Annotated in this window: 21 protein-coding genes and 1 pseudogene; 20 read left to right on the top strand and 2 right to left on the bottom strand. The window is 42.7% G+C overall.

Going from position 1 to position 19,846, the window contains the following annotated elements; all coding sequences use genetic code 11:
* The first annotated feature begins 433 nt into the window (after positions 1 to 433).
* From dnaJ to J9317_RS13310, 10 genes are all read left to right on the top strand, one after another.
* Positions 434 to 1,567: a molecular chaperone DnaJ gene (dnaJ, locus tag J9317_RS13355; RefSeq protein WP_211559372.1), complete on the top strand. Its 1,134-nt coding sequence runs from the start codon at positions 434 to 436 to the stop codon at positions 1,565 to 1,567.
* Positions 1,568 to 1,588: 21 nt separating this feature from the next.
* A complete protein-coding gene (gene prmA / locus J9317_RS13350) occupies positions 1,589 to 2,542 on the top strand; it encodes a 50S ribosomal protein L11 methyltransferase (protein WP_211559370.1) in 954 nt (317 codons plus the stop codon).
* 75 nt (positions 2,543 to 2,617) lie between these two features.
* Positions 2,618 to 3,373: a 16S rRNA (uracil(1498)-N(3))-methyltransferase gene (locus J9317_RS13345; RefSeq protein ID WP_211559368.1), complete on the top strand. Its 756-nt coding sequence runs from the start codon at positions 2,618 to 2,620 to the stop codon at positions 3,371 to 3,373.
* A gap of 6 nt (positions 3,374 to 3,379) precedes the next feature.
* Positions 3,380 to 4,732 carry a tRNA (N(6)-L-threonylcarbamoyladenosine(37)-C(2))-methylthiotransferase MtaB gene (gene mtaB / locus J9317_RS13340; protein ID WP_211559366.1) on the top strand — a complete coding sequence of 451 codons (1,353 nt, stop codon included), beginning with the start codon at positions 3,380 to 3,382 and terminating at the stop codon, positions 4,730 to 4,732.
* Between the two features lie 357 nt (positions 4,733 to 5,089).
* Complete coding sequence (gene deoC / locus J9317_RS13335) at positions 5,090 to 5,761, top strand: deoxyribose-phosphate aldolase (protein ID WP_211559363.1); 672 nt, start codon at positions 5,090 to 5,092, stop codon at positions 5,759 to 5,761.
* 144 nt (positions 5,762 to 5,905) lie between these two features.
* The gene (rpsU, locus tag J9317_RS13330; RefSeq protein ID WP_009791389.1) at positions 5,906 to 6,079 is read left to right on the top strand and encodes a 30S ribosomal protein S21; all 174 of its coding nucleotides are present in this window, start codon (positions 5,906 to 5,908) and stop codon (positions 6,077 to 6,079) included.
* 15 nt (positions 6,080 to 6,094) lie between these two features.
* Entirely contained in the window at positions 6,095 to 6,541 is a 447-nt protein-coding gene (locus J9317_RS13325) for a GatB/YqeY domain-containing protein (protein WP_211559362.1), read from the top strand.
* 201 nt (positions 6,542 to 6,742) lie between these two features.
* Positions 6,743 to 8,020 (top strand): NfeD family protein, encoded by a 1,278-nt coding sequence (locus J9317_RS13320; RefSeq protein ID WP_249292174.1) that lies wholly within the window; start codon positions 6,743 to 6,745, stop codon positions 8,018 to 8,020.
* A 13-nt stretch (positions 8,021 to 8,033) separates the two neighbouring features.
* Positions 8,034 to 9,020 carry a flotillin-like protein FloA gene (gene floA / locus J9317_RS13315; RefSeq protein ID WP_211559358.1) on the top strand — a complete coding sequence of 329 codons (987 nt, stop codon included), beginning with the start codon at positions 8,034 to 8,036 and terminating at the stop codon, positions 9,018 to 9,020.
* Positions 9,021 to 9,037: 17 nt separating this feature from the next.
* On the top strand, positions 9,038 to 9,448 hold the full coding sequence (locus tag J9317_RS13310) for a hypothetical protein (RefSeq protein ID WP_211559356.1): 411 nt from the start codon (positions 9,038 to 9,040) through the stop codon (positions 9,446 to 9,448).
* 310 nt (positions 9,449 to 9,758) lie between these two features.
* On the opposite strand, the pseudogene J9317_RS21050 reads toward J9317_RS13310, so the two are convergent.
* Both J9317_RS21050 and J9317_RS13305 read right to left on the bottom strand, forming a co-directional pair.
* Positions 9,759 to 9,984: pseudogene (locus J9317_RS21050) on the bottom strand (recombinase family protein); the annotation flags it as partial.
* Positions 9,985 to 10,100: 116 nt separating this feature from the next.
* Positions 10,101 to 10,868, bottom strand: a complete 768-nt coding sequence (locus tag J9317_RS13305) for a cupin domain-containing protein (protein WP_431190683.1) — start codon at positions 10,866 to 10,868, stop codon at positions 10,101 to 10,103.
* Between the two features lie 757 nt (positions 10,869 to 11,625).
* Between J9317_RS13305 and yqfC the strand changes: the two genes are divergently transcribed.
* The 10 genes from yqfC (at position 11,626) to recO (ending at position 19,663) form a co-directional block, all read left to right on the top strand.
* Entirely contained in the window at positions 11,626 to 11,910 is a 285-nt protein-coding gene (yqfC, locus tag J9317_RS13300; protein ID WP_211559352.1) for a sporulation protein YqfC, read from the top strand.
* A 29-nt stretch (positions 11,911 to 11,939) separates the two neighbouring features.
* Positions 11,940 to 13,115, top strand: coding sequence for a sporulation protein YqfD (gene yqfD, locus J9317_RS13295; RefSeq protein WP_211559350.1), 1,176 nt, complete (start codon positions 11,940 to 11,942; stop codon positions 13,113 to 13,115).
* A 3-nt stretch (positions 13,116 to 13,118) separates the two neighbouring features.
* Positions 13,119 to 14,081, top strand: coding sequence for a PhoH family protein (locus tag J9317_RS13290; protein ID WP_211559348.1), 963 nt, complete (start codon positions 13,119 to 13,121; stop codon positions 14,079 to 14,081).
* Positions 14,082 to 14,163: 82 nt separating this feature from the next.
* On the top strand, positions 14,164 to 16,347 hold the full coding sequence (locus J9317_RS13285; protein WP_211559346.1) for an HD family phosphohydrolase: 2,184 nt from the start codon (positions 14,164 to 14,166) through the stop codon (positions 16,345 to 16,347).
* The gene (gene ybeY / locus J9317_RS13280; RefSeq protein ID WP_211559343.1) at positions 16,344 to 16,832 is read left to right on the top strand and encodes an rRNA maturation RNase YbeY; all 489 of its coding nucleotides are present in this window, start codon (positions 16,344 to 16,346) and stop codon (positions 16,830 to 16,832) included. The genes J9317_RS13285 and ybeY overlap by 4 nt, the downstream gene beginning before the upstream one ends.
* Positions 16,804 to 17,190 (top strand): diacylglycerol kinase family protein, encoded by a 387-nt coding sequence (locus J9317_RS13275; RefSeq protein WP_211559341.1) that lies wholly within the window; start codon positions 16,804 to 16,806, stop codon positions 17,188 to 17,190. Before ybeY ends, J9317_RS13275 begins: the two co-directional genes overlap by 29 nt.
* Positions 17,191 to 17,294: 104 nt before the next feature.
* Positions 17,295 to 17,705 (top strand): cytidine deaminase, encoded by a 411-nt coding sequence (locus J9317_RS13270; RefSeq protein ID WP_431190682.1) that lies wholly within the window; start codon positions 17,295 to 17,297, stop codon positions 17,703 to 17,705.
* A complete protein-coding gene (gene era / locus J9317_RS13265; RefSeq protein ID WP_211559337.1) occupies positions 17,698 to 18,606 on the top strand; it encodes a GTPase Era in 909 nt (302 codons plus the stop codon). The genes J9317_RS13270 and era overlap by 8 nt, the downstream gene beginning before the upstream one ends.
* A 129-nt stretch (positions 18,607 to 18,735) precedes the next feature.
* The gene (locus J9317_RS13260) at positions 18,736 to 18,879 is read left to right on the top strand and encodes a YqzL family protein (RefSeq protein ID WP_211559335.1); all 144 of its coding nucleotides are present in this window, start codon (positions 18,736 to 18,738) and stop codon (positions 18,877 to 18,879) included.
* Positions 18,880 to 18,910: 31 nt separating this feature from the next.
* The gene (gene recO / locus J9317_RS13255; RefSeq protein WP_211559333.1) at positions 18,911 to 19,663 is read left to right on the top strand and encodes a DNA repair protein RecO; all 753 of its coding nucleotides are present in this window, start codon (positions 18,911 to 18,913) and stop codon (positions 19,661 to 19,663) included.
* Positions 19,664 to 19,846 lie beyond the last annotated feature (183 nt).

Here is a 19,846-nt window from a genome sequence, read left to right as displayed (position 1 = left end):
AAAAGGCGACTTTTGTCAGTTCCAGCTCGGGCCTGAACGATGCAGGTCAGTTCTGCGTTGCGACAGGACGTCGCGGTCTTAGCAGAACAACCTTATTTGAGCGCCCTTCGCTTTTCTGTGTTGTCCAGCTGCGGCGGCTAGTCCCTCGGACGCTTCGCTGGCCCTGTCAAAGTCAAAAGGCGACTTTGTCAGTTCCAGCTCCACCGTCTGTCGGGCCTGAACGAGCCGCCTCCGCTTTTCTGTGTTGTCTAGCTGCGGGCGCTGTGCCGCAGGGTCATTTCGCTTCCTCGGTCGAGGCAAAGAGCGCCTCTCGGTCGAAAGCTCCAATGCCCCAGTCGGCACGTTCAAGCGCCCTCCGCTTTTCTGTGTTGCTACTATTCATTAAAAAATGATACAATTTACTTTATGTGAGAATTCGGGAGTTGAGAGGATTATGAGTAAGCGAGACTACTATGATGTACTTGGCGTCGGCAAGGATGCTTCGAAAGAGGAGGTCAAGCGCGCCTACCGCAAGCTTTCGAAACAGTACCATCCGGATATTAATAAAGAGGCAGATGCCGATCAGAAATTTAAAGAGATCAAAGAAGCTTATGAAGTGCTTAGCGATGATCAGAAGCGCGGTCACTATGATCAATTCGGTCATACGGATCCGAATCAGGGATTTGGCGGATTCGGCGGACAGGGCGGCGACTTTGGCGGCGGATTTGGCTTTGATGATATTTTTAGTTCTATTTTTGGCGGAGGCGGAGGCCGGAGAAGAGATCCGAATGCCCCTCGCCAGGGAGCCGATCTACAGTACACGATGTCATTGAAGTTTGAAGAAGCGGCATTTGGACTGGAAAAGGAAATTGAAATTCCAAGAGATGAAACATGCGATACATGTCACGGTTCAGGAGCTAAGCCTGGTACATCACCGGAAACCTGCTCACACTGCGGAGGTTCGGGTCAGCTGAATGTTGAGCAGAACACACCATTTGGCCGTATCGTAAATCGCAGAGTCTGTCATTATTGCAGCGGAACTGGAAAAATGATTAAACATAAGTGCTCCACATGCGGCGGCGATGGAACAGTGAAGAAGCGCAGAAAAATCAAAGTGAACATTCCGGCAGGCGTGGATGATGGACAGCAGCTTCGTGTATCCGGGCAGGGTGAGCCAGGAATCAATGGCGGACCGGCAGGCGATTTATATGTTGTTTTCCAAATCCAGCCGCATGATTTCTTTGAGCGTGACGGAGACGATGTATATTGTGAAATGCCTCTAACGTTTGCACAAGCAGCATTAGGGGATGAAATTGAAGTTCCTACTCTTCAGGGGAAGGTGAAGCTTAAAGTTCCTGCTGGAACACAGGCTGGCACTAAATTCCGCCTGAAAGGAAAAGGTATTCCGAATGTTAGAGGATATGGACAAGGAGACCAGCATATTGTCGTACGTGTGGTCACTCCTACAAACCTCACAGAAAAGCAAAAAGAACTGATCAGAGAATTTGCTGAAACAACTGGCAACCTGCCTGATGAGAATGAAGAAAGCTTCTTCGACAAAGTAAAAAGAGCAATTAAAGGCGATTAAATATTAAGGAGTTGGCAGAGGATGAAATGGTCAGAAATCAGTATCCATACAACACAGGAAGCAGTAGAACCAATCTCTAACATACTACACGAAGCTGGAGCGAGCGGTGTCGTAATCGAAGACCAAATGGACCTGCTAAAGGACAGAGAAAGTGTTTATGGAGAAATCTACCACCTCGATCCTCTTGACTATCCTGCTGAGGGAGTCATTATTAAGGCCTACCTGCCAATGAACAGTTTTTTAGCCGAAACGGTTGAAGGAATCACGGACTCTATTGAGGGGTTATCTCAGTATGGGATTAATTTAGGCTCTAAACAGCTTACGACGAGCGAAGTGGATGAAGAGGACTGGGCTACAGCCTGGAAAAAATATTACCATCCTGTGAAAATATCAGAAAAATTCACCATCGTTCCTACCTGGGAAGAATATGAGCCGGTTCATTCGGATGAACTCATTATCGAACTTGATCCTGGTATGGCGTTTGGAACGGGTACGCACCCTACAACGGTTTTATGTATACAGGCATTAGAGCGTACTGTAAATAAAGGGGACCGGGTCATTGATATTGGAACAGGATCAGGTGTACTCAGCATCGCTTCTGCTTTATTGGGTGCTGAAAGTGTCAGCGCGATGGATTTAGATCCAGTGGCAGTGGAAAGCGCCAGGCAAAATACAGTTCTCAACAAAGTGAATGAACAGGTCGAAGTTTTTCAAAACGACCTGCTATCCGGAATTTCCGAACAAGCAGATGTCATCGTCGCGAATATATTGGCCGAGGTTATTTTAAAGTTTACAGATGAAGCATATAGCCTTGTAAAAGACGGAGGATGGTTTATCACATCCGGCATCATTCTCAATAAGAAAAACGATGTGAGAGATGCGCTTATTAATGCGGGGTTTGAGATCTCGGAAACGGTTGTTATGGAAGACTGGGTTGCTTTTACAGCAAGGAAAAACGAACATCGTGCCATCTGATGCGCACATTTAACTGGGGCCGGCTCTTTCAGTCGCCCCTTTAAAATTTCAGGACCGGCGTTTGGAGGGATTATGATGCAGCGTTATTTTATCAATACACCAAAAAGTGAAATTGGATCCTCTATTAAAGCAGCAGGCGACGATTTTCATCATATGATAAAGGTTATGCGGATGAGAGAGGGAGATTCAATCATTTGGGTAACTTCAGATGGAGAGGAAGCATTATGCACTCTGGCCGAACCGGGGCAAAATGAGGCAGAATGCAATGTCGCAGAATGGGTGACTGAAAATAAAGAACTGCCGGTACGTGTTACGATTGCATGCGGGCTGCCTAAAGGGGATAAACTGGATTTGATTATCCAAAAAGGGACAGAGCTCGGTGCTCTTAAGTTTATCCCTTTTAATGCGGCTCGTTCTGTAGTAAAATTGGATGATAAAAAATCCAAGAAGAAAACCGAACGCTGGCAAAAGATAGCGAAGGAAGCAGCCGAGCAATCATACCGCAACCGCATTCCATTAGTGAATGACCCGGTTTCTTTAAAAGAGCTCGTCCAGATTTCCAAAGAGTACGGTGTGAAAATTGCAGCTTATGAAGAATCAGCAAAAAAAGGTGAAAAGAGCAGTTTCTCAAAAGCTCTTGAACAGCTGTCCACTGGGGAGTCACTGCTTGTTGCTACAGGACCTGAAGGCGGTTTTACGCTTGAGGAAATTGATTTTCTTCAGGAGCATGGCTTCGTAACTGCAGGATTTGGACCCAGGATTTTAAGGACTGAAACCGCTCCGCTGTATGCACTTTCAGCGGTTTCCTACCATTTTGAATTAATGAGGTGAAGATATATGGCATCCGTTGCGTTTCATACATTAGGCTGTAAAGTAAACCATTATGAAACCGAAGCCATTTGGCAGCTTTTTAAAGAAGCTGGCTATGAGAGGAAAGATTTTGAAAGTTCAGCTGACGTTTATGTCATCAATACATGTACGGTTACAAATACAGGGGATAAAAAGAGCCGCCAGGTCATCCGCCGGGCAATTCGAAAAAATCCTGACGGGGTTATTTGTGTTACCGGCTGCTATGCCCAGACATCACCGGCAGAAATTATGGCCATCCCGGGTGTGGATATAGTTGTCGGTACACAGGATCGGGTGAAAATGCTTGATTACATTGCCCAGTATCGCGAAGAAAGACAGCCGATTAACGGTGTTAGCAATATTATGAAAGCAAGAACTTATGAAGAGCTTGATGTACCGGCCTTTACCGATCGTACAAGAGCTTCATTAAAAATCCAGGAAGGCTGCAACAACTTCTGTACGTTCTGCATCATTCCATGGGCTCGGGGACTGATGCGCTCCAGAGACCCGGAAGAAGTAATTAAACAAGCTCAGCAGCTTGTAGACTCAGGCTATAAAGAAATTGTTCTGACTGGAATTCATACTGGCGGTTACGGGGAAGATATGAAGGATTATAATTTTGCTGCCCTGCTGCGTGCATTGGATGAACGGGTAGAGGGTTTGAAACGAATCCGGATTTCCTCCATTGAAGCAAGCCAAATCACGGATGAGGTTATTGAGGTTCTGGATCAATCCGATAAAATTGTCCGCCACCTGCATATTCCTATTCAATCTGCTTCAAATACCGTTCTAAAAAGAATGAGAAGAAAATATACAATGGAATTTTTTGCGGAAAGACTTGTGCGCCTCAAAAAAGCCCTCCCAGGATTAGCGGTAACTTCGGATGTAATCGTTGGATTCCCTGGTGAAACAGAAGAGGAGTTCATGGAAACCTACAATTTCATTAAAGAGCATAAGTTCTCTGAACTGCATGTATTCCCCTATTCAAAGCGGACAGGCACCCCTGCAGCAAGAATGGAAGATCAAGTGGATGAAGAAGTGAAAAATGAGCGTGTTCATCGCTTAATTGAGCTATCCGATCAGCTTGCGAAGGAATATGCGTCCTCCTATGAAGGTGACGTTTTGGAAGTTATTCCTGAAGAAGAATACAAAGAGGCTCCTGGAAGCGGCTTATATGTCGGCTATACAGATAACTATTTAAAAGTTGTTTTTCAGGCATCAGAGGAAATGGTTGGGCAAATTGTCCGGGTAAAAATTGAAAAGGCCGGTTATCCTTATAGTGAAGGCCAATTCGTGAGAGTCTTAGAAGAGCCCAAGGATGCTATCCCACTAAGCTCTTAAAAAAGGAAATCCGGTTTTCGGATTTCTTTTTTTTGGTTTTGAAAAGCAGAATGTTGATTGGAGCGTAAGGCGCGAGAAGCGAGTCAGGGGAGATCGCAAAGAACCAATGATACTCTTCCGCCCGCTTAAGGGGAGTGTCTGAATCGGAAATTAACGGCAAATTCAATAGGGTATTTTCAAATCGAATTAAGGTTCATGCGATTTTATTTCACTAAATTCCTAATGCGTATAGTCGTCGGACCCAGTTGCCAGAGCCGCTGGAAAGTGCTTCGATTTTGAGGTAATGACTTGAACGTCTTGTCTATGTATAATAGAAGAGGTAAGAAGTCCGACAACTAGTTGAGAGGGGTTACAAACATGACTGAAAAAATGGCAAAAATGATAGATCACACAGCACTAAAACCTGACACGACCAAGGCTCAGATTGAAAAACTTTGTGAGGAAGCAAAAGAATATCAATTCGCTTCTGTTTGTGTAAATCCAACATGGGTTGAAACATGCGCCCGTCTTTTGGAAGGTACAGATGTCAAAGTATGTACCGTTATCGGTTTTCCGCTAGGAGCATCTACACCTGAAACAAAAGCATTTGAAACGAAGGATGCGATTGAAAAGGGAGCAGCAGAAGTAGATATGGTTATCAACATCGGCGCTCTTAAAGATGGAAATGAAGAGCTTGTTGAAAAGGATATCCGTGCTGTAACGGAAGCTGCAAAAGGCAAAGCGCTGACAAAAGTAATTATTGAAACTTGCCTTTTGACAGATGAAGAAAAAACACTTGCTTGTGAGCTTTCCGTTAAAGCGGGTGCCTACTTTGTTAAAACGTCTACAGGTTTCTCCACAGGAGGAGCAACGGTTGAAGACATCCGTTTAATGAGAAAAACGGTAGGTCCTGATCTGGGAGTTAAAGCTTCTGGCGGAGTGCGTGACCGTGCCGGAGCAGACCTTATGATTGAAGCGGGAGCAACAAGAATTGGAGCAAGCGCAGGGATCAGCATTGTCAGTGGAGGAAGCTCAAAGTCCGATTATTGAATAAAATGCGGTAATTCAAGGGTTACAGCGAGTTTTGGTTGACCATTTCCTCCTATTATATTATAATTGCAAAGTACATGTTTAAATAAGCATGACAACTTTGAAGCATTCGTCGATTGGTGTATTCGGAGGGAGGGAAATAGCATGTCTAAAACAGTAGTTAAGAAAAATGAATCGCTTGAAGATGCTCTTCGCCGCTTTAAACGTTCCGTTTCAAAAACAGGCACGTTGCAAGAAGCAAGAAAGCGTGAATTTTATGAAAAACCTAGCGTAAAACGCAAAAAGAAATCAGAGGCGGCTAGAAAGCGCAAATTCTAAAAGAGGGTGTATTGCATGAGTCTTCTTGATCGTTTAAATCAGGATATGAAGCAAGCGATGAGAAATAAAGACAAAGACAGACTCACTGTTATACGAATGGTCAAAGCTTCCATGCAAAATGAAGCGATCAAGCTTAACAAATCCGAGTTGTCTGAAGATGAGGAATTAACAATCCTCTCTCGCGAACTTAAACAACGTAAGGACTCCCTCCAGGAATTCAAAAACGCTGATCGTTCTGATTTGGTAGATAAACTTCAAGCTGAAATTGTGATCGTCAATGAGTACATGCCTGAACAGCTTTCAAATGAAGAATTGCTTGCCATCATCAATCATGCGATTGAAGAGACTGGCGCATCTTCCAAAGCTGATATGGGCAAGGTAATGGCTGCGATCATGCCTAAAGTAAAAGGCAAAGCAGACGGTTCCCTTGTCAATAAGCTCGTACAGCAGCAGCTATCATAATAATTAGCAAAACACCTTGCCATTAGGCAAGGTGTTTTTAGTTATGTGGAAATCTCTGTCTTCTATTTGTATTTTCTGTCCAAAAATTGAATCTTTTCCAATTTTAATACGTATATCCATTATGGGGAAACTGGAAGGGGGGAATGACCGATTAAACTGATAAAATTTGCGAGCGTTTTTATCATACTGATGGCGATTTGCATGGTGTCAGGACCCAATAATTCAGCAGAAAGCTCTGAAAATGAAAAAGTGCTGATCATCCCGGTGAAGACCGAAGTGGACTCAGTACTGGCCGTGTTTATTGAAAGGAATATTAAACGTGCAGAAAAAGAACATGTGAGGCAGATTGTACTTGATATCAACACACCTGGGGGATCACTTCAAGCTGCTTTGGATATTTCAGAACAGCTTCGAAAAACAAAAATCCCCACTGCATCCTATATTAATACAAGAGCTCTTTCAGCGGGTGCCTACATTGCATTAAGTACAGACTCCATATACATTACCGAACAATCAAAAATAGGTGCTGCAGCTGTTATAAAAGGGAATGGTGACGATGCTGATAAAAAGACCCAGTCCTTTTGGCTTGCAGAGCTGAAAGAAACAGCAGAGAGCAGCGGACGGGATCCGGTATATGCCCTTGCTATGGCGGATGCTTCCATTGATCTTCCCAAATACAATGCAGGAAAGGGCAAACTGCTTACTCTGACCGGGAAACAAGCACTGGAAGTCAATTATGCAGAAGGGGAAGCAGATTCGATGAATGAAGTTCTCGCTGCACTGAATTTTTCAAAAGCAAATGCGGAGACAGCTAATATGAGCTTTGCAGAACAGGCAGCTCGATTTTTGACAAACCCGGTCATCATTCCCTTGCTTTTGACCATTGCCTTTTTAGGGCTGCTTCTTGAGTTGTATACCCCTGGATTTGGTATTTTTGGTTTCCTTGGATTATCTGCTCTCTTTTTATTTTTCTTTGGTCACTTGGCTGCAGGCCTGGCCGGACTGGGTGCTGTACTATTCTTTATTACAGGGATGATCCTGCTGATTGCAGAACTCTTCCTCCCAGGCGGAATCATCGGTCTTGCAGGGGTGGCTGCTATCGGATACAGTATGATTATTTCAGCTGATAATCCTGTCTGGATGGGTATTTCCATCGGAATTGCAGCTGCAGTTTGCATTATTGCTTCCATCCTACTTACAAAGGTGTTTGGTAAAAAAATGAAATTTTTTAAGAAGTTTATTTTAAATGATGCTGTGGATACGAAAAGCGGCTATATTTCCAATCGCTCCAGGGTGGAGCTGATAGGGAAAACCGGTATTTGTTTAACGGCACTCCGTCCTGCAGGCACTGTAGAAATTGATGGAGAGCGCGTCGATGCCGTATCAGAAGGGACATTTACCGAAAAGGGAAAACAGGTGAAGGTTGTTAAAACTGAAGGAATCCGTGTGGTCGTAAGAGAATTAGAGTCTTTATCTTGACAGGAGGATGAATATGGATCCATCTACATTATTAACCATAGGATTAGTTGCTGCAGCTGTTATTTTATTAGGAATATTTTTTACGTTTGTACCAGTCATGCTCTGGATTTCTGCACTTGCTGCAGGGGTCGGAGTAAGTATTTTTACATTAATCGGGATGAGACTGCGCCGAGTAACGCCGAGCAGGGTGATTAACCCGCTGATTAAAGCACATAAAGCCGGCATCGGTGTAACCACTAATCAGCTGGAAAGTCATTACCTTGCGGGAGGTAATGTCGACCGTGTTGTTAACGCGCTGATCGCTGCTGAAAGGGCGAATATTGAATTGACGTTTGAAAGATGCGCGGCCATTGATCTTGCCGGGCGGGACGTTTTAGAAGCTGTACAAATGAGCGTAAACCCTAAAGTCATCGAGACTCCTTTTATTGCAGGGGTTGCGATGGATGGAATTGAGATGAAGGCGAAAGCAAGGATCACAGTCAGAGCGAATATTGAGCGTTTAGTAGGCGGAGCTGGTGAAGAAACCATAATTGCCAGGGTAGGAGAAGGGATTGTCAGTACAATCGGAAGCTCAAATAACCATAAGAAAGTCCTTGAAAACCCGGATATGATCTCACAGACCGTATTAAATAAAGGGCTGGATTCCGGTACAGCGTTTGAAATTCTCTCGATCGATATTGCAGATGTGGATATAGGTAAAAACATCGGAGCCATTCTTCAAACTGACCAGGCTGAAGCAGACAAGAAAATTGCACAGGCTAAAGCTGAGGAGCGCAGAGCAATGGCTGTTGCATCTGAACAGGAAATGAGAGCGAAGGTGGAAGAAATGCGCGCCAAGGTGGTAGAAGCAGAAGCTGCTGTTCCTCTTGCAATGGCAGATGCTCTCAAAAGCGGCAATATGGGGGTAATGGATTACTTAAACATTCAAAACCTGTCTGCCGATACCGATATGAGAGGTTCAATCGGAAAGATGAATGGGCCGGAGGATGATTCTAAGTAGAATAGGAGGGGGATTTAATGGATGCCATTGAATCGCTAATTCGTGCGATTGCAGAAAACCCGATTGTATCAGCCGTTCTTTTATGGCTGATTGGTGCCTTCTTTTCCAGAGTGTTCAAGAGTGGAGAAAAAAACCCTGAACAACAGAAAAAGCAAAATTCCCGGCCGGTCGCTTACCAGGAACCGGAAAAGCAGCTTCAGGAGACTGTGCAAACGGTTTATGAGAGGGTTCAAAGAGAGCATAAAACGGATAAGAAGCCGGATCACCGGGGTTCTGAGAACGAACTGAGTGTGGTAAAGCTTAGCAGGGCAGCAAAGCATCGGAAAAAATCAGCTGTTCAAAGCCCTGCCGTCCAGGGAATCATCTGGGCAGAAATCACTGGAAAGCCGCGTTCTGTAAATCCTCATTATACAAGACAGAGAAAATAAGACCGCAAGATTTATCAATCAGACCCCCGCTTCTCTCATACATTTGAATTTTTTTATAGGGGGTTACGTTATGTATGAGATGAAGGGAAAGTCATAAGAGCAAAGGATAACCGTTTGAGTGTTGCTTCGATTGTAATGATGTATGGGTGAACCAATTGAAGGCATGGTCTGTAGATAGCCCCCATGAAAATGTGGAAATATAGGGGGATGGCATGATTACAATTGAATGAAAGTGGTCTAGGTGAGGTTTAGTGTAAACCTCACCTTTTCCATTTTAATTGCAAAAGAATCGAGACCGCTTGAGAAGCCCTTAGCTTGCTTCATATTCCTTAACTCTACGATAGAGTGCAGCCTTTGTCATATTTGATTTCTTCATTGCTTCAACTGCAGTGATTTCTCCAGCTTTCCATTGCTTATAAACATGCTCAAATTCAGATGTAATAGTTGTGTTACTTCCTAGGTGTTTGCCTTTTGCTTTTGCTGACGGCTATGCCTTCAGCTTGACGAGTCTTAATCTTAGTCCTTTCTTCCTCAGCGTATGGAATCATACTCCTTAGTAATGTTAACTATTAGATTCTAAAGTTAGCAAAGGTTAAGTGAATCTTTTATCAAAAGGATTTTTTTCTCTTAACTATATGCTTTTACTCTAATTCTACATATTTTTGCTTTGCTGAAGAAGTTTTGATTCTCCTGTTCGTTCCCATTCTTCTACTGTTTCATATGCTTTTTTGGGAAAATACCCTTTCCCTACAAGAACGCCCATTAGAATAAATTCTTGAAGAATGTGTGTAGCATTTATTCCTCTTTTAACGTCCTCTAACCCTTCATTTACCAAAAATTCCGTGTACTGTACCCATTCATCTGGAGTCCTGCCAAAAACACCTGTAATTCCAGTGTTATGACCGCTTCCTTCTTCCGCAGCCTCTGCATCTGCTTTGGTGACATGAACAGTGCCAAATGGATGGTTAGGAGGAGCATAGATTGAGTAAAGTTTCAGCGGAACATTACCTGTATTTGTTACATTATGCCATGTTCCCGCAGGTATAAATATCGCATCATCATCATAAACATTTCGTTTAAAGTTTAAGTCATTTTTACTTTTACCCATTTGTACGATCCCCTGGCCTTGTTCAATCCGCAAGAATTGATCAACATCAGGATGAATTTCCAGACCGATATCTTCACCAGGATTAATACTCATTAAAGTCACTTGTAAATGTGTTCCTGTCCATAAAGCAGTACGATAAGTATTGTTTTGCTTCGTTGCTTCATTGATATTTATGGTAAATGGATTTGGTCCGTAATCTGTTAATAAAATATTTCCGGCTCCGCCAGAAGAGCGAAAAGAATCAAAGCTGTTTGCATGCATGATCTCATTAGGATACGTCCAGTAAACAGATTGTCTTCCATAATAATTCATTGGCCCATTCACATAATATGGGTATTGATATGGATACTGGTATGGATACATATAAGGAGCATAGTGCATTTTTCTCAATCCTTTCCCAGGTTATAAAAATATGCTATGCACTATGTTGGGTGAATGTACTTAAGTTCAAATTGCCTCAGAACTGGATATCCTCAATAGGATAAGCCACGCTCTAGAATCATGTCTTATCTTCTTGCAAGAACTATTGTCTTTTTAAATTCACCTTAGTATTAAAATAGCGGGGAGGTGAAAAGATTTGATGGTCTTCATAAAATCCCAGTTTTATAAAAAAGGCGGGGTTTCATCCGAATGGATGTTTTACTTTTTATAAATGGTGGTTTTACTTGAATCCAATCTGAATTTTTCTTTCAATTAGCCTTTTTGTACTCTAAAGTGTACTTTTCCTTGATTTCAGAGAGACTCCTATCAAATTCTCGGCTTATTAATGACTTTTTGTTCTGTTTTACTTTTTTAAAACCATATTCAATGCTTTGTTTCTCTTGTTGCTATAAGCTTTGTCATTCGATTATCAGTTTGTACATTATTCAATAACCCTAAGGTACAAAAAAATGAAATGTTTCGATTCCACGTATTGTAACTGCTATACTCCAACGTTTTTTATCATAGCTGCTACTGGCATAGTTGTTTTTCCTCCCGAATATAATCTCACAGGGACAATCATATCAAGGGTTTATACATATATTTATAAATAATTTCATACATATGAGATAAAGGGGGGTTCTTTTTTATGGCTAAAAAATGGAACAGCCGTATTGCAGAATGGATAACGAAAACCATTGAACTCCCGCCTGATGTCATGATGGATTTGCCGAGAATTACGATGGTGGGCCAGATTCATATATATATTGAAAACCACCGGGGGCTCCTGAAGTTCTCCGATCAGGAAATTAGGCTTCTCCTTAAACAGGGACAGCTTTTAATAAAAGGAAAGAGCTTTGTGATCCGAACGATATTGCCGGAGGAAATTATGCTTGAAGGAAAAATAGAGCAGGTTCATTACCTTGAACAGTAACCGCAATGGGGGAATGGAGGAGAAACGGTGTGAAAAACAGCTGGACAAACTTTTGGATTGGCTATGTTCAAATTAAAGCAGAGGGTACCGGCCTTGAGCGGATGATAAATGAATGTCTCCGCAGCGGTATATCGGTCTGGAGAGTGAAGCGTGAAGGGGATCAATCGATTTCCTTTTTTATTCCGCTGAAAGATGTACATGCTTTCCGGGCTGTAAGGAGAAAGCAGGATTGCAAATGCAGCTTTTCAAAGAAAAACGGCTTCCCCTTTGTTGTGAAAAGATCATACAAGAACAGCGGATTTGTCCTGGGAATGCTTTTGTTTTTGGGCGTGCTGTTCTTGCTGTCCAATATGATCTGGTCAATTGAAGTCCATGGAGCTAAGCCGGAAACCGAGCATTTAATAGTAAAGGAATTGGACCGGATGGGAGTAAAAGCAGGAGCTGTTCAGTTCTTGACCTATGATTCAGATGACATTCAGAAAATCTTAACTAATCGTATTCCGGCTTTAACCTGGGTCGGGGTGGAATTAAAAGGGACATCCTATCATTTGAAAGTGGTAGAAAAAAATATGCCGGATCAGGAGGAATACGCAAGCCCCCGCAATATCGTCGCAAAGAAAAAAGCAGTTATAACAAGGATCTATGTAGAGCAGGGGAAGCCGCTGGCTATGGTTCATGATCATGTGCAGCAGGGCCAGCTTCTTGTTTCGGGGATGGTGGGCGAAAAAGCTATCCCGGCAAAGGCAAAGATTTTTGGCGAAACATGGTATGAAACAGAAGTCGAAGTACCTCTTAAGACGGATTTCAGCGTTTTCAACGGTAATTTAACAGAAAAACAATTTGTCTCAATTAACGGATGGAATCTGCAGATTTGGGGTTACAGACAAGAAGATCCGTCCGTTTTTGTTAAGGAACAGGACAAAAGAGATTTGCAATTTTTGGGGTGGAAGACCCCGTTTGCGTATATAAAAGAAATAAAGAGGGAAAAGGAAGTAGTAACCAGGAGTTACACAGTAAAGGAAGCCGTTAAAGCCGGAGTGGAAATGGGTAAAGAGGACTTAATGCAAAAAATTGGAGAAAACGGCCGGATCTCGGGCGAAAAAGTTTTGCACCAAAGGAATGAGAATGGTAAAGTAAAATTGAAAATACTTTACCAGGTAATTGAAGATATCGTGAAAACCACACCAATAGTTCAGGGAGACTAAAGAATGCCAGAAGACTTAGTGTCAATGAATCAGAAGTTAGGAAATCCGAATGAAGCTATGATGCTCTTCGGTAATCAGGATATTCACCTCAAAAGGCTCGAAGAAGAGCTTCATGTCACCATCGTGACCCGCGGTGAAGCAGTATATGTTTCTGGAGACTCCATTAATGTCCAGCTGACTGATGATATATTGCAGGCTTTGCTAGGCGTTATCCGCAAAGGGATTGTCATATCCGAAAGGGACGTAATCTATGCGGTAAGCATGGCGAAGAAACAAAAACTCGATGAATTCCAGTCTTTATTTAACGAAGAAATTACGAAAAATGCAAAAGGAAAACCCATTCGCATTAAAACATTGGGTCAGAGGCATTATATATCTGCCATAAGGCAATCAGACCTTGTGTTCGGGATCGGTCCGGCGGGCACAGGAAAAACCTATTTGGCTGTCGTTATGGCGGTCAATGCACTAAAAAGCGGGTCAGTTAAAAGAATCGTGCTGACAAGGCCCGCTGTTGAAGCAGGAGAGAGCCTCGGATTTTTACCCGGGGACCTAAAAGAAAAAGTAGATCCCTATTTAAGGCCTCTCTATGACGCTCTGCATGATGTCCTTGGCATAGAGCACACAGAGCGTCTAATGGAACGCGGAACCATTGAAGTTGCTCCTCTAGCCTACATGAGGGGCAGGACGCTGGATGACGCATTTGTTATTTTAGATGAATCGCAGAATACCACTCATGCTCAAATGAAAATGTTCTTAACCAGATTGGGATTCGGCTCAAAAATGGTGGTTACAGGCGATATCACACAAGTTGATCTGCCAAAAGGAGTTAAATCCGGTCTTGCCATTACCCGCAGCATGCTTCAAAATGTGCCGGGAATCTCCTTTGTTGAATTGGAGCAGGCAGATGTTGTCAGACATCCTCTTGTTGGAAAAATCATTGAAGCCTATCAAAAAAATGAGAACTGATGGCAGATGACCCGCACCGGGTCATCTGTCTATGTATCATCACCCATTTGAGCTTACTTCACTGCAGCGGGAGGTGCTTTACATGAAGAAAAAACGGACAGGCTTAAAAAAACAAATTGACCTCATTAATCAAAACCGATTCCTTCACTATATTCTGTATGTGCTTTTTGGAATTATTTTATTCGCCACCCTTTACGGGAACGTCAAACCTCAAAACCTCGATATCAAACTGCTCGATATATCAAAACAAACACTATACTCCCCGATCAATGTAGTAGACAGAGAGGAAACGGAGAGAAAAAAGAACGAGGCGTATCAGCAGACAGAGGATCAGTACAGGCTTGTTGAAGAGTATTCGGACAGCAGGGTCCAGCTTGTTAATTTTATATACAATTCTGCTATAGAAGTGAATAAAGAGGCGTTAAACGAAGTGAAAAGCGATGCAGCCCAAACTGATGAAACGGCAAAGGAGAAACAATTGAAACCGCTTTCTCCAGAAGAAAAGTATGCTCTTCTTGAAAAAAAGCTGGCAGACGGGCTTAAGCAAAAAATTTCAAAAAATACACTTCTGCCTCTTATCGGAGCTTCGACAGAGGAACTGACGGTGGCTAAAGAATCGGTTGTGACCACTGTTAATAAAGTGATGCGCGAGGAAATTTCGACAGATAAACTTGAGGAAAAGAAACAGCAGGTAGAGAAGGAGCTCCAATATACTCCGCTAACATCTGAAATGCTTCAATCCTCCATCGAAATCGGCCAATATGCAGTCATTCCGAATTATATTTATGACGATGCCGCTACAAAGGAAAAGCGTCAGCAGGCTGCAGACAAAGTGAAGGAAAGTGTCATTAAACAAGGTCAGATTATTGTTTCAGACGGGCAGACGATTACCCCTGAAATTTATCATAAGCTGGATATAGCAGGTCTTATTAATAATAAGCAATCCTTTAAACCGTTTTTGGGCTTATTGATTTTTGTTCTTCTCACAGTTTCAATCTTGATTTATTATTTTGAAAACCAGCGGAAAACAGCAGAAAAAAAGAATCTTTCCCTGCTTCTTTTCTTTCTCGTATTTTTTATATCGCTAACGTTTATGAAGGCGATAAGTCTATTCCAGCAGCTTGATATTACGTACATAGGACTTATTGTTCCGGCTGCAATGGGGCCAATGCTGGTTAAATTGCTTATCAGCGAGAGGCAGGCAATTCTTTCGAGCATCATTCTCTCAGTTTGCGGAAGCATAATCTTTAACGAAGGAATTACAGGAACATTTAATTTTAATATGGGGATCTATTACCTGGCCGGATGCCTGGCAGGTGTGCTGTTCCTTAATAAGCATAATTTACGTTCAAGAATTTTGCAGGCCGGCTTGTTTGTGGCGCTGGTCAATATTTTGATGATTACAGCGCTTACTATGATACAAAATGGAAACTATTCGAATTTCGAAATTGGAAGCTATTTCATTATGTCGGCGGTTTCAGGTATTGCAGCATCTGTACTGGCGATGGGATTTCAGCCGTTTTTTGAAACAGGCTTCGGGTTGCTTTCGACTATGCGGCTTATTGAGCTTTCAAACCCTAATCACCCGCTCCTCAGAAAAATTCTCACAGAAACACCGGGTACGTACCATCATAGCGTAATGGTAGCCAACCTGTCTGAGTCTGCTTGTGAAGCGATCGGAGCAAACGGCTTGCTTGCGAGGGTGGGAGCATATTATCACGACATAGGGAAAACAAAACGTCCCCAATACTTTATTGAGAATCAAATGAAGATGGATAATCCCCATGACAAGCTTTCACCTCAGCTGAGTAAAAATGTGATCATTGCCCATGCTGCAGATGGTGCGGATATGCTGAGGAAGCATAAGATGCCGAAAGAGTTTGTCGATATCGCCGAACAGCATCATGGAACGAGCCTTTTGAAATATTTTTACTACAAAGCGAAGGAACGCGGGGATGAAATTCTGGAGGAAGAGTTCCGTTATCCGGGACCTAAGCCGCAGACCAAAGAAATCGCTGTAATATCGATTGCCGATAGTGTTGAGGCAGCAGTACGCTCCATGTCCAGCCCAACACCTGAGCGTATCCAAAAGCTGGTTAGAGGAATCATTGCTGACCGTCTCCAGGATGGACAGCTTAATGAATGTGATTTAACATTAAAAGAACTGGATATTGTGGCGAAGTCTTTTTGTGAATCCCTAAAAGGAATTTTTCACTCCCGCATTGAGTATCCGGAAGTAACGAAACAGAAGGTGAAGCAGGCATGAGTAAAAGACTTATTATTGATTTTTCTGATGAAACACAGGAGCTGTCTTCAGAGGAGATAAATATTGTAGAGGAGCTTTTGCAATTTGCTGCAGAAGCAGAGCAGACAACAGACGGGGCTGAGGTATCGGTCTCGTTTACGGATAATCGCAGAATTCAGGAAATCAACCGGGAATACAGGGATAAGGATCAGCCGACAGATGTGATTTCCTTTGCAATGGAAGAGCAGGGAGAAGATGAGATCGAGATTATTGGAGCGGACATGCCTCCGGTATTGGGCGATATTATCATCTCTGTTGAAAGAACCAGGGAACAGGCTGCTGACTATGGACACAGTTTTAAAAGAGAACTTGGGTTTTTAGCTGTTCACGGATTTTTGCATTTGCTCGGCTATGATCATTTGACGGAGGAAGACGAAAAGGAAATGTTTACTAAGCAGAAGGGGATTTTAGATTCCTATGGGCTTACAAGATCAGAAAGCATCTGAATTTAAACGACTGTTGAAAAGCTTCGCATTTGCCTGGTCAGGACTCATGCATGTGTATCGGCATGAAAGGAATTTTCAGATCCATTGTATACTAATGGTGCTGGCCATCGCTGCGGGGTTTCTTCTGAAAATCAGTTTAGTGGAATGGTATATGGTTATAGGGGCAATTGCCGCAGTGCTGTCATTAGAACTTATGAATACGGCAATTGAGCGGACAGTGGATTTAGTTACGGAGGAAATGCGCCCGCTGGCGAAAGCTGCAAAAGATGCTGCTGCAGGCTCTGTCTTCGTGGCTGCCATTGCAGCATTTATTATTGGAATGCTCATCTTTACTCCAAAGCTTATCGAATTCTTATAATTGAGAATATTCTAATTATTTATTCTTTATTTTATGAGGATACGTGAAATAGAGGGTGTTTTCGGGTAAAATAGAAATAGACGCAGCTGATTGAAAATGAAAGGATGACATGCGGCATGAATACAGAACAACTGATTATCGAAGCGAAAACAGCACGGGAAAGAGCGTATGTGCCCTATTCAACATTTAAGGTAGGCGCTGCACTTTTGACCAAATCCGGTAGGGTATTTGGCGGATGCAACATAGAAAATGCCGCGTATAGCATGTGCAATTGTGCAGAACGAACTGCCCTGTTTAAGGCTTATTCTGAAGGTGAAACGGACTTCGAAGCTATAGCAGTAGTTGCAGATACGAAAAGACCGGTGCCGCCGTGCGGCGCGTGCCGGCAGGTAATTTCCGAGCTTTGCAGCAAGGATATGAAAGTAATACTAACGAACATGAACGGCGATATCGAACAGCTTACAGCAGGTGAGTTGCTGCCGGGAGCATTTTCAGCGGAGGATTTAAATGACTAACAAAGAGTATAAATCAGGTTTTGTTTCTATTATCGGCAGGCCAAATGTCGGTAAATCAACATTTTTAAATCGGGTAATCGGCCAAAAAATTGCCATTATGAGTGACAAACCTCAAACTACCCGAAACAAGATCCAGGGAGTTCTGACAACAGACGACTCTCAAACCATTTTTATTGATACCCCGGGAATTCACAAGCCGAAACATAAGCTTGGCGACTTTATGATGAAAGTTGCACAAAACACTCTGCGGGAAGTAGACATTATTATGTTTATGATAAATGCAGAGGAGGGCTATGGCAGAGGCGATGAATTTATTATCGAAAAGCTTAAAGAAGTTAAAACACCCGTTTTCCTAGTGATCAATAAAATAGATCAGCTGCATCCAGATCAGCTGTTCCCGCTGATTGAAAAGTATAAAGCGCTGTACCCGTTCAAGGAAGTAGTGCCGATTTCCGCGCTGCAGGGGAATAATGTTGAAACTCTTCTTGAACAGATTAAAAAGTATCTGCCGGAAGGTCCGCAGTATTATCCTGCCGATCAAGTGACAGATCATCCTGAACGCTTTATTATTTCCGAACTGGTTAGAGAAAAAGTTCTCCATTTAACCAGGGAAGAAATTCCTCATTCGGTTGCAGTCGTCATTGATGCAATAGAACGCAGGGAGGAAAACGCTTCGGTTTATGTGGCAGCTACTGTCATCGTTGAGAGGGATTCGCAAAAAGGTATTGTTATTGGAAAACAAGGAAAAATGCTCAAGGAAGTCGGACAGCGTGCACGGGTGGATATTGAAGCCCTTTTAGGATCGAAAGTGTTTTTGGAGCTTTGGGTGAAGGTTCAAAAGGACTGGCGAAATAAAATGAATCAGCTCAGAGATTATGGGTTCAGAGAAGATGAATATTGAGCAGTAAAAAATTAGATAGCACAATTTAGCAAATTTTGTTTAACATGATTAAAGGGAGCCAGGGTCATCCTATCAGTAAGAAAATTGGATTAAGCTTTTCTGGTCTTATTGACGAAAGGTGGGGGTAACATGAAGGATTTTACCTGGAAAGTATTTTATCAGACAGGTAATATTGACACGTATCTTCTTTTTAAGGAAATGGAAAAGGAGCATGCTGATGGACCCGAATCACAAGAGGATGAGCTAATCAGTCCAGATTTTCCGCTGATTTGATTTCTGGCCCTTTCGGATGGAGAGGAAAAAGGTGCTCCAAAAATGCGAAGGAATCATCATACGTTCATCTAATTATGGAGAGAACAATAAAATAGTTACAATTTATACAAGAGAGCTGGGCAAAGTTGGAGTGATGGCTAGGGGAGCAAAAAAACCAAATAGCCGCCTTGCAGCTATGACTCAGCTTTTTACTTATGGAACCTTTTTATTTCAAAAATCATCGGGGCTGGGCAGTTTGCAGCAGGCCGAAACACTTGTTTCAATGCGGTCGATCAGAGAAGATTTATTTATGACTGCTTACGCCTCCTATATGGCAGAGCTGCTGGACAAGGGGACTGACAACCTGGAAAGAAACCCTTTTCTTTTTGAGCTCTTTCTGCAAATCTTCCAGCATCTCGACAAGGGGCAGGATCCTGATATTCTGCTAAGAATGTTTGAACTGAAGATGCTTCCGGTTCTGGGAATTACTCCGCATCTGAATGACTGTGTCAATTGCGGCAGCACAGATGGAACCTTTCACTTTTCAATCAGAGAAGCGGGGTTTTTATGCCACCGCTGTTTTGAAAAAGATCCATTCAGACTCGTTATTTCACAGGGAGCGGTTAGACTTCTGCGTCTCTTGTATTTCTTCGATTTAAGCAGGCTTGGCCAGATTTCAGTTAAAACCGAAACGAAAAATGAACTGAAGCTCGTATTGAACAGTTATTATCAGGAATACTCGGGCCTGTACTTAAAATCAAAACGATTTTTGGACCAAATAGAAAGTTTACGGGATCAGCTGTAGCTGAACAGGTTGACATCCAACTCAAATTTCTTTATGATTCGTATATAATTTAATCGAATTTTGATCATGTGAAGAAGGAAAGAAGTATCAGCTTAAGCTTTCGTCATAGCGAGTCCGGGGTGGTGAGAGCCGGATGCAAAGCAGCTGAGAAAGGCATTCCGGAGCATGTTTTATGAAAAGAGG

The sequence above is a fragment of the Metabacillus flavus genome (assembly GCF_018283675.1).
In the GTDB taxonomy this organism is placed as follows: domain Bacteria; phylum Bacillota; class Bacilli; order Bacillales; family Bacillaceae; genus Metabacillus_B; species Metabacillus_B flavus.
The sequence above is the reverse complement of the archived record's forward strand: the minus strand, read 5'-3'. Positions and strand labels throughout refer to the sequence as shown.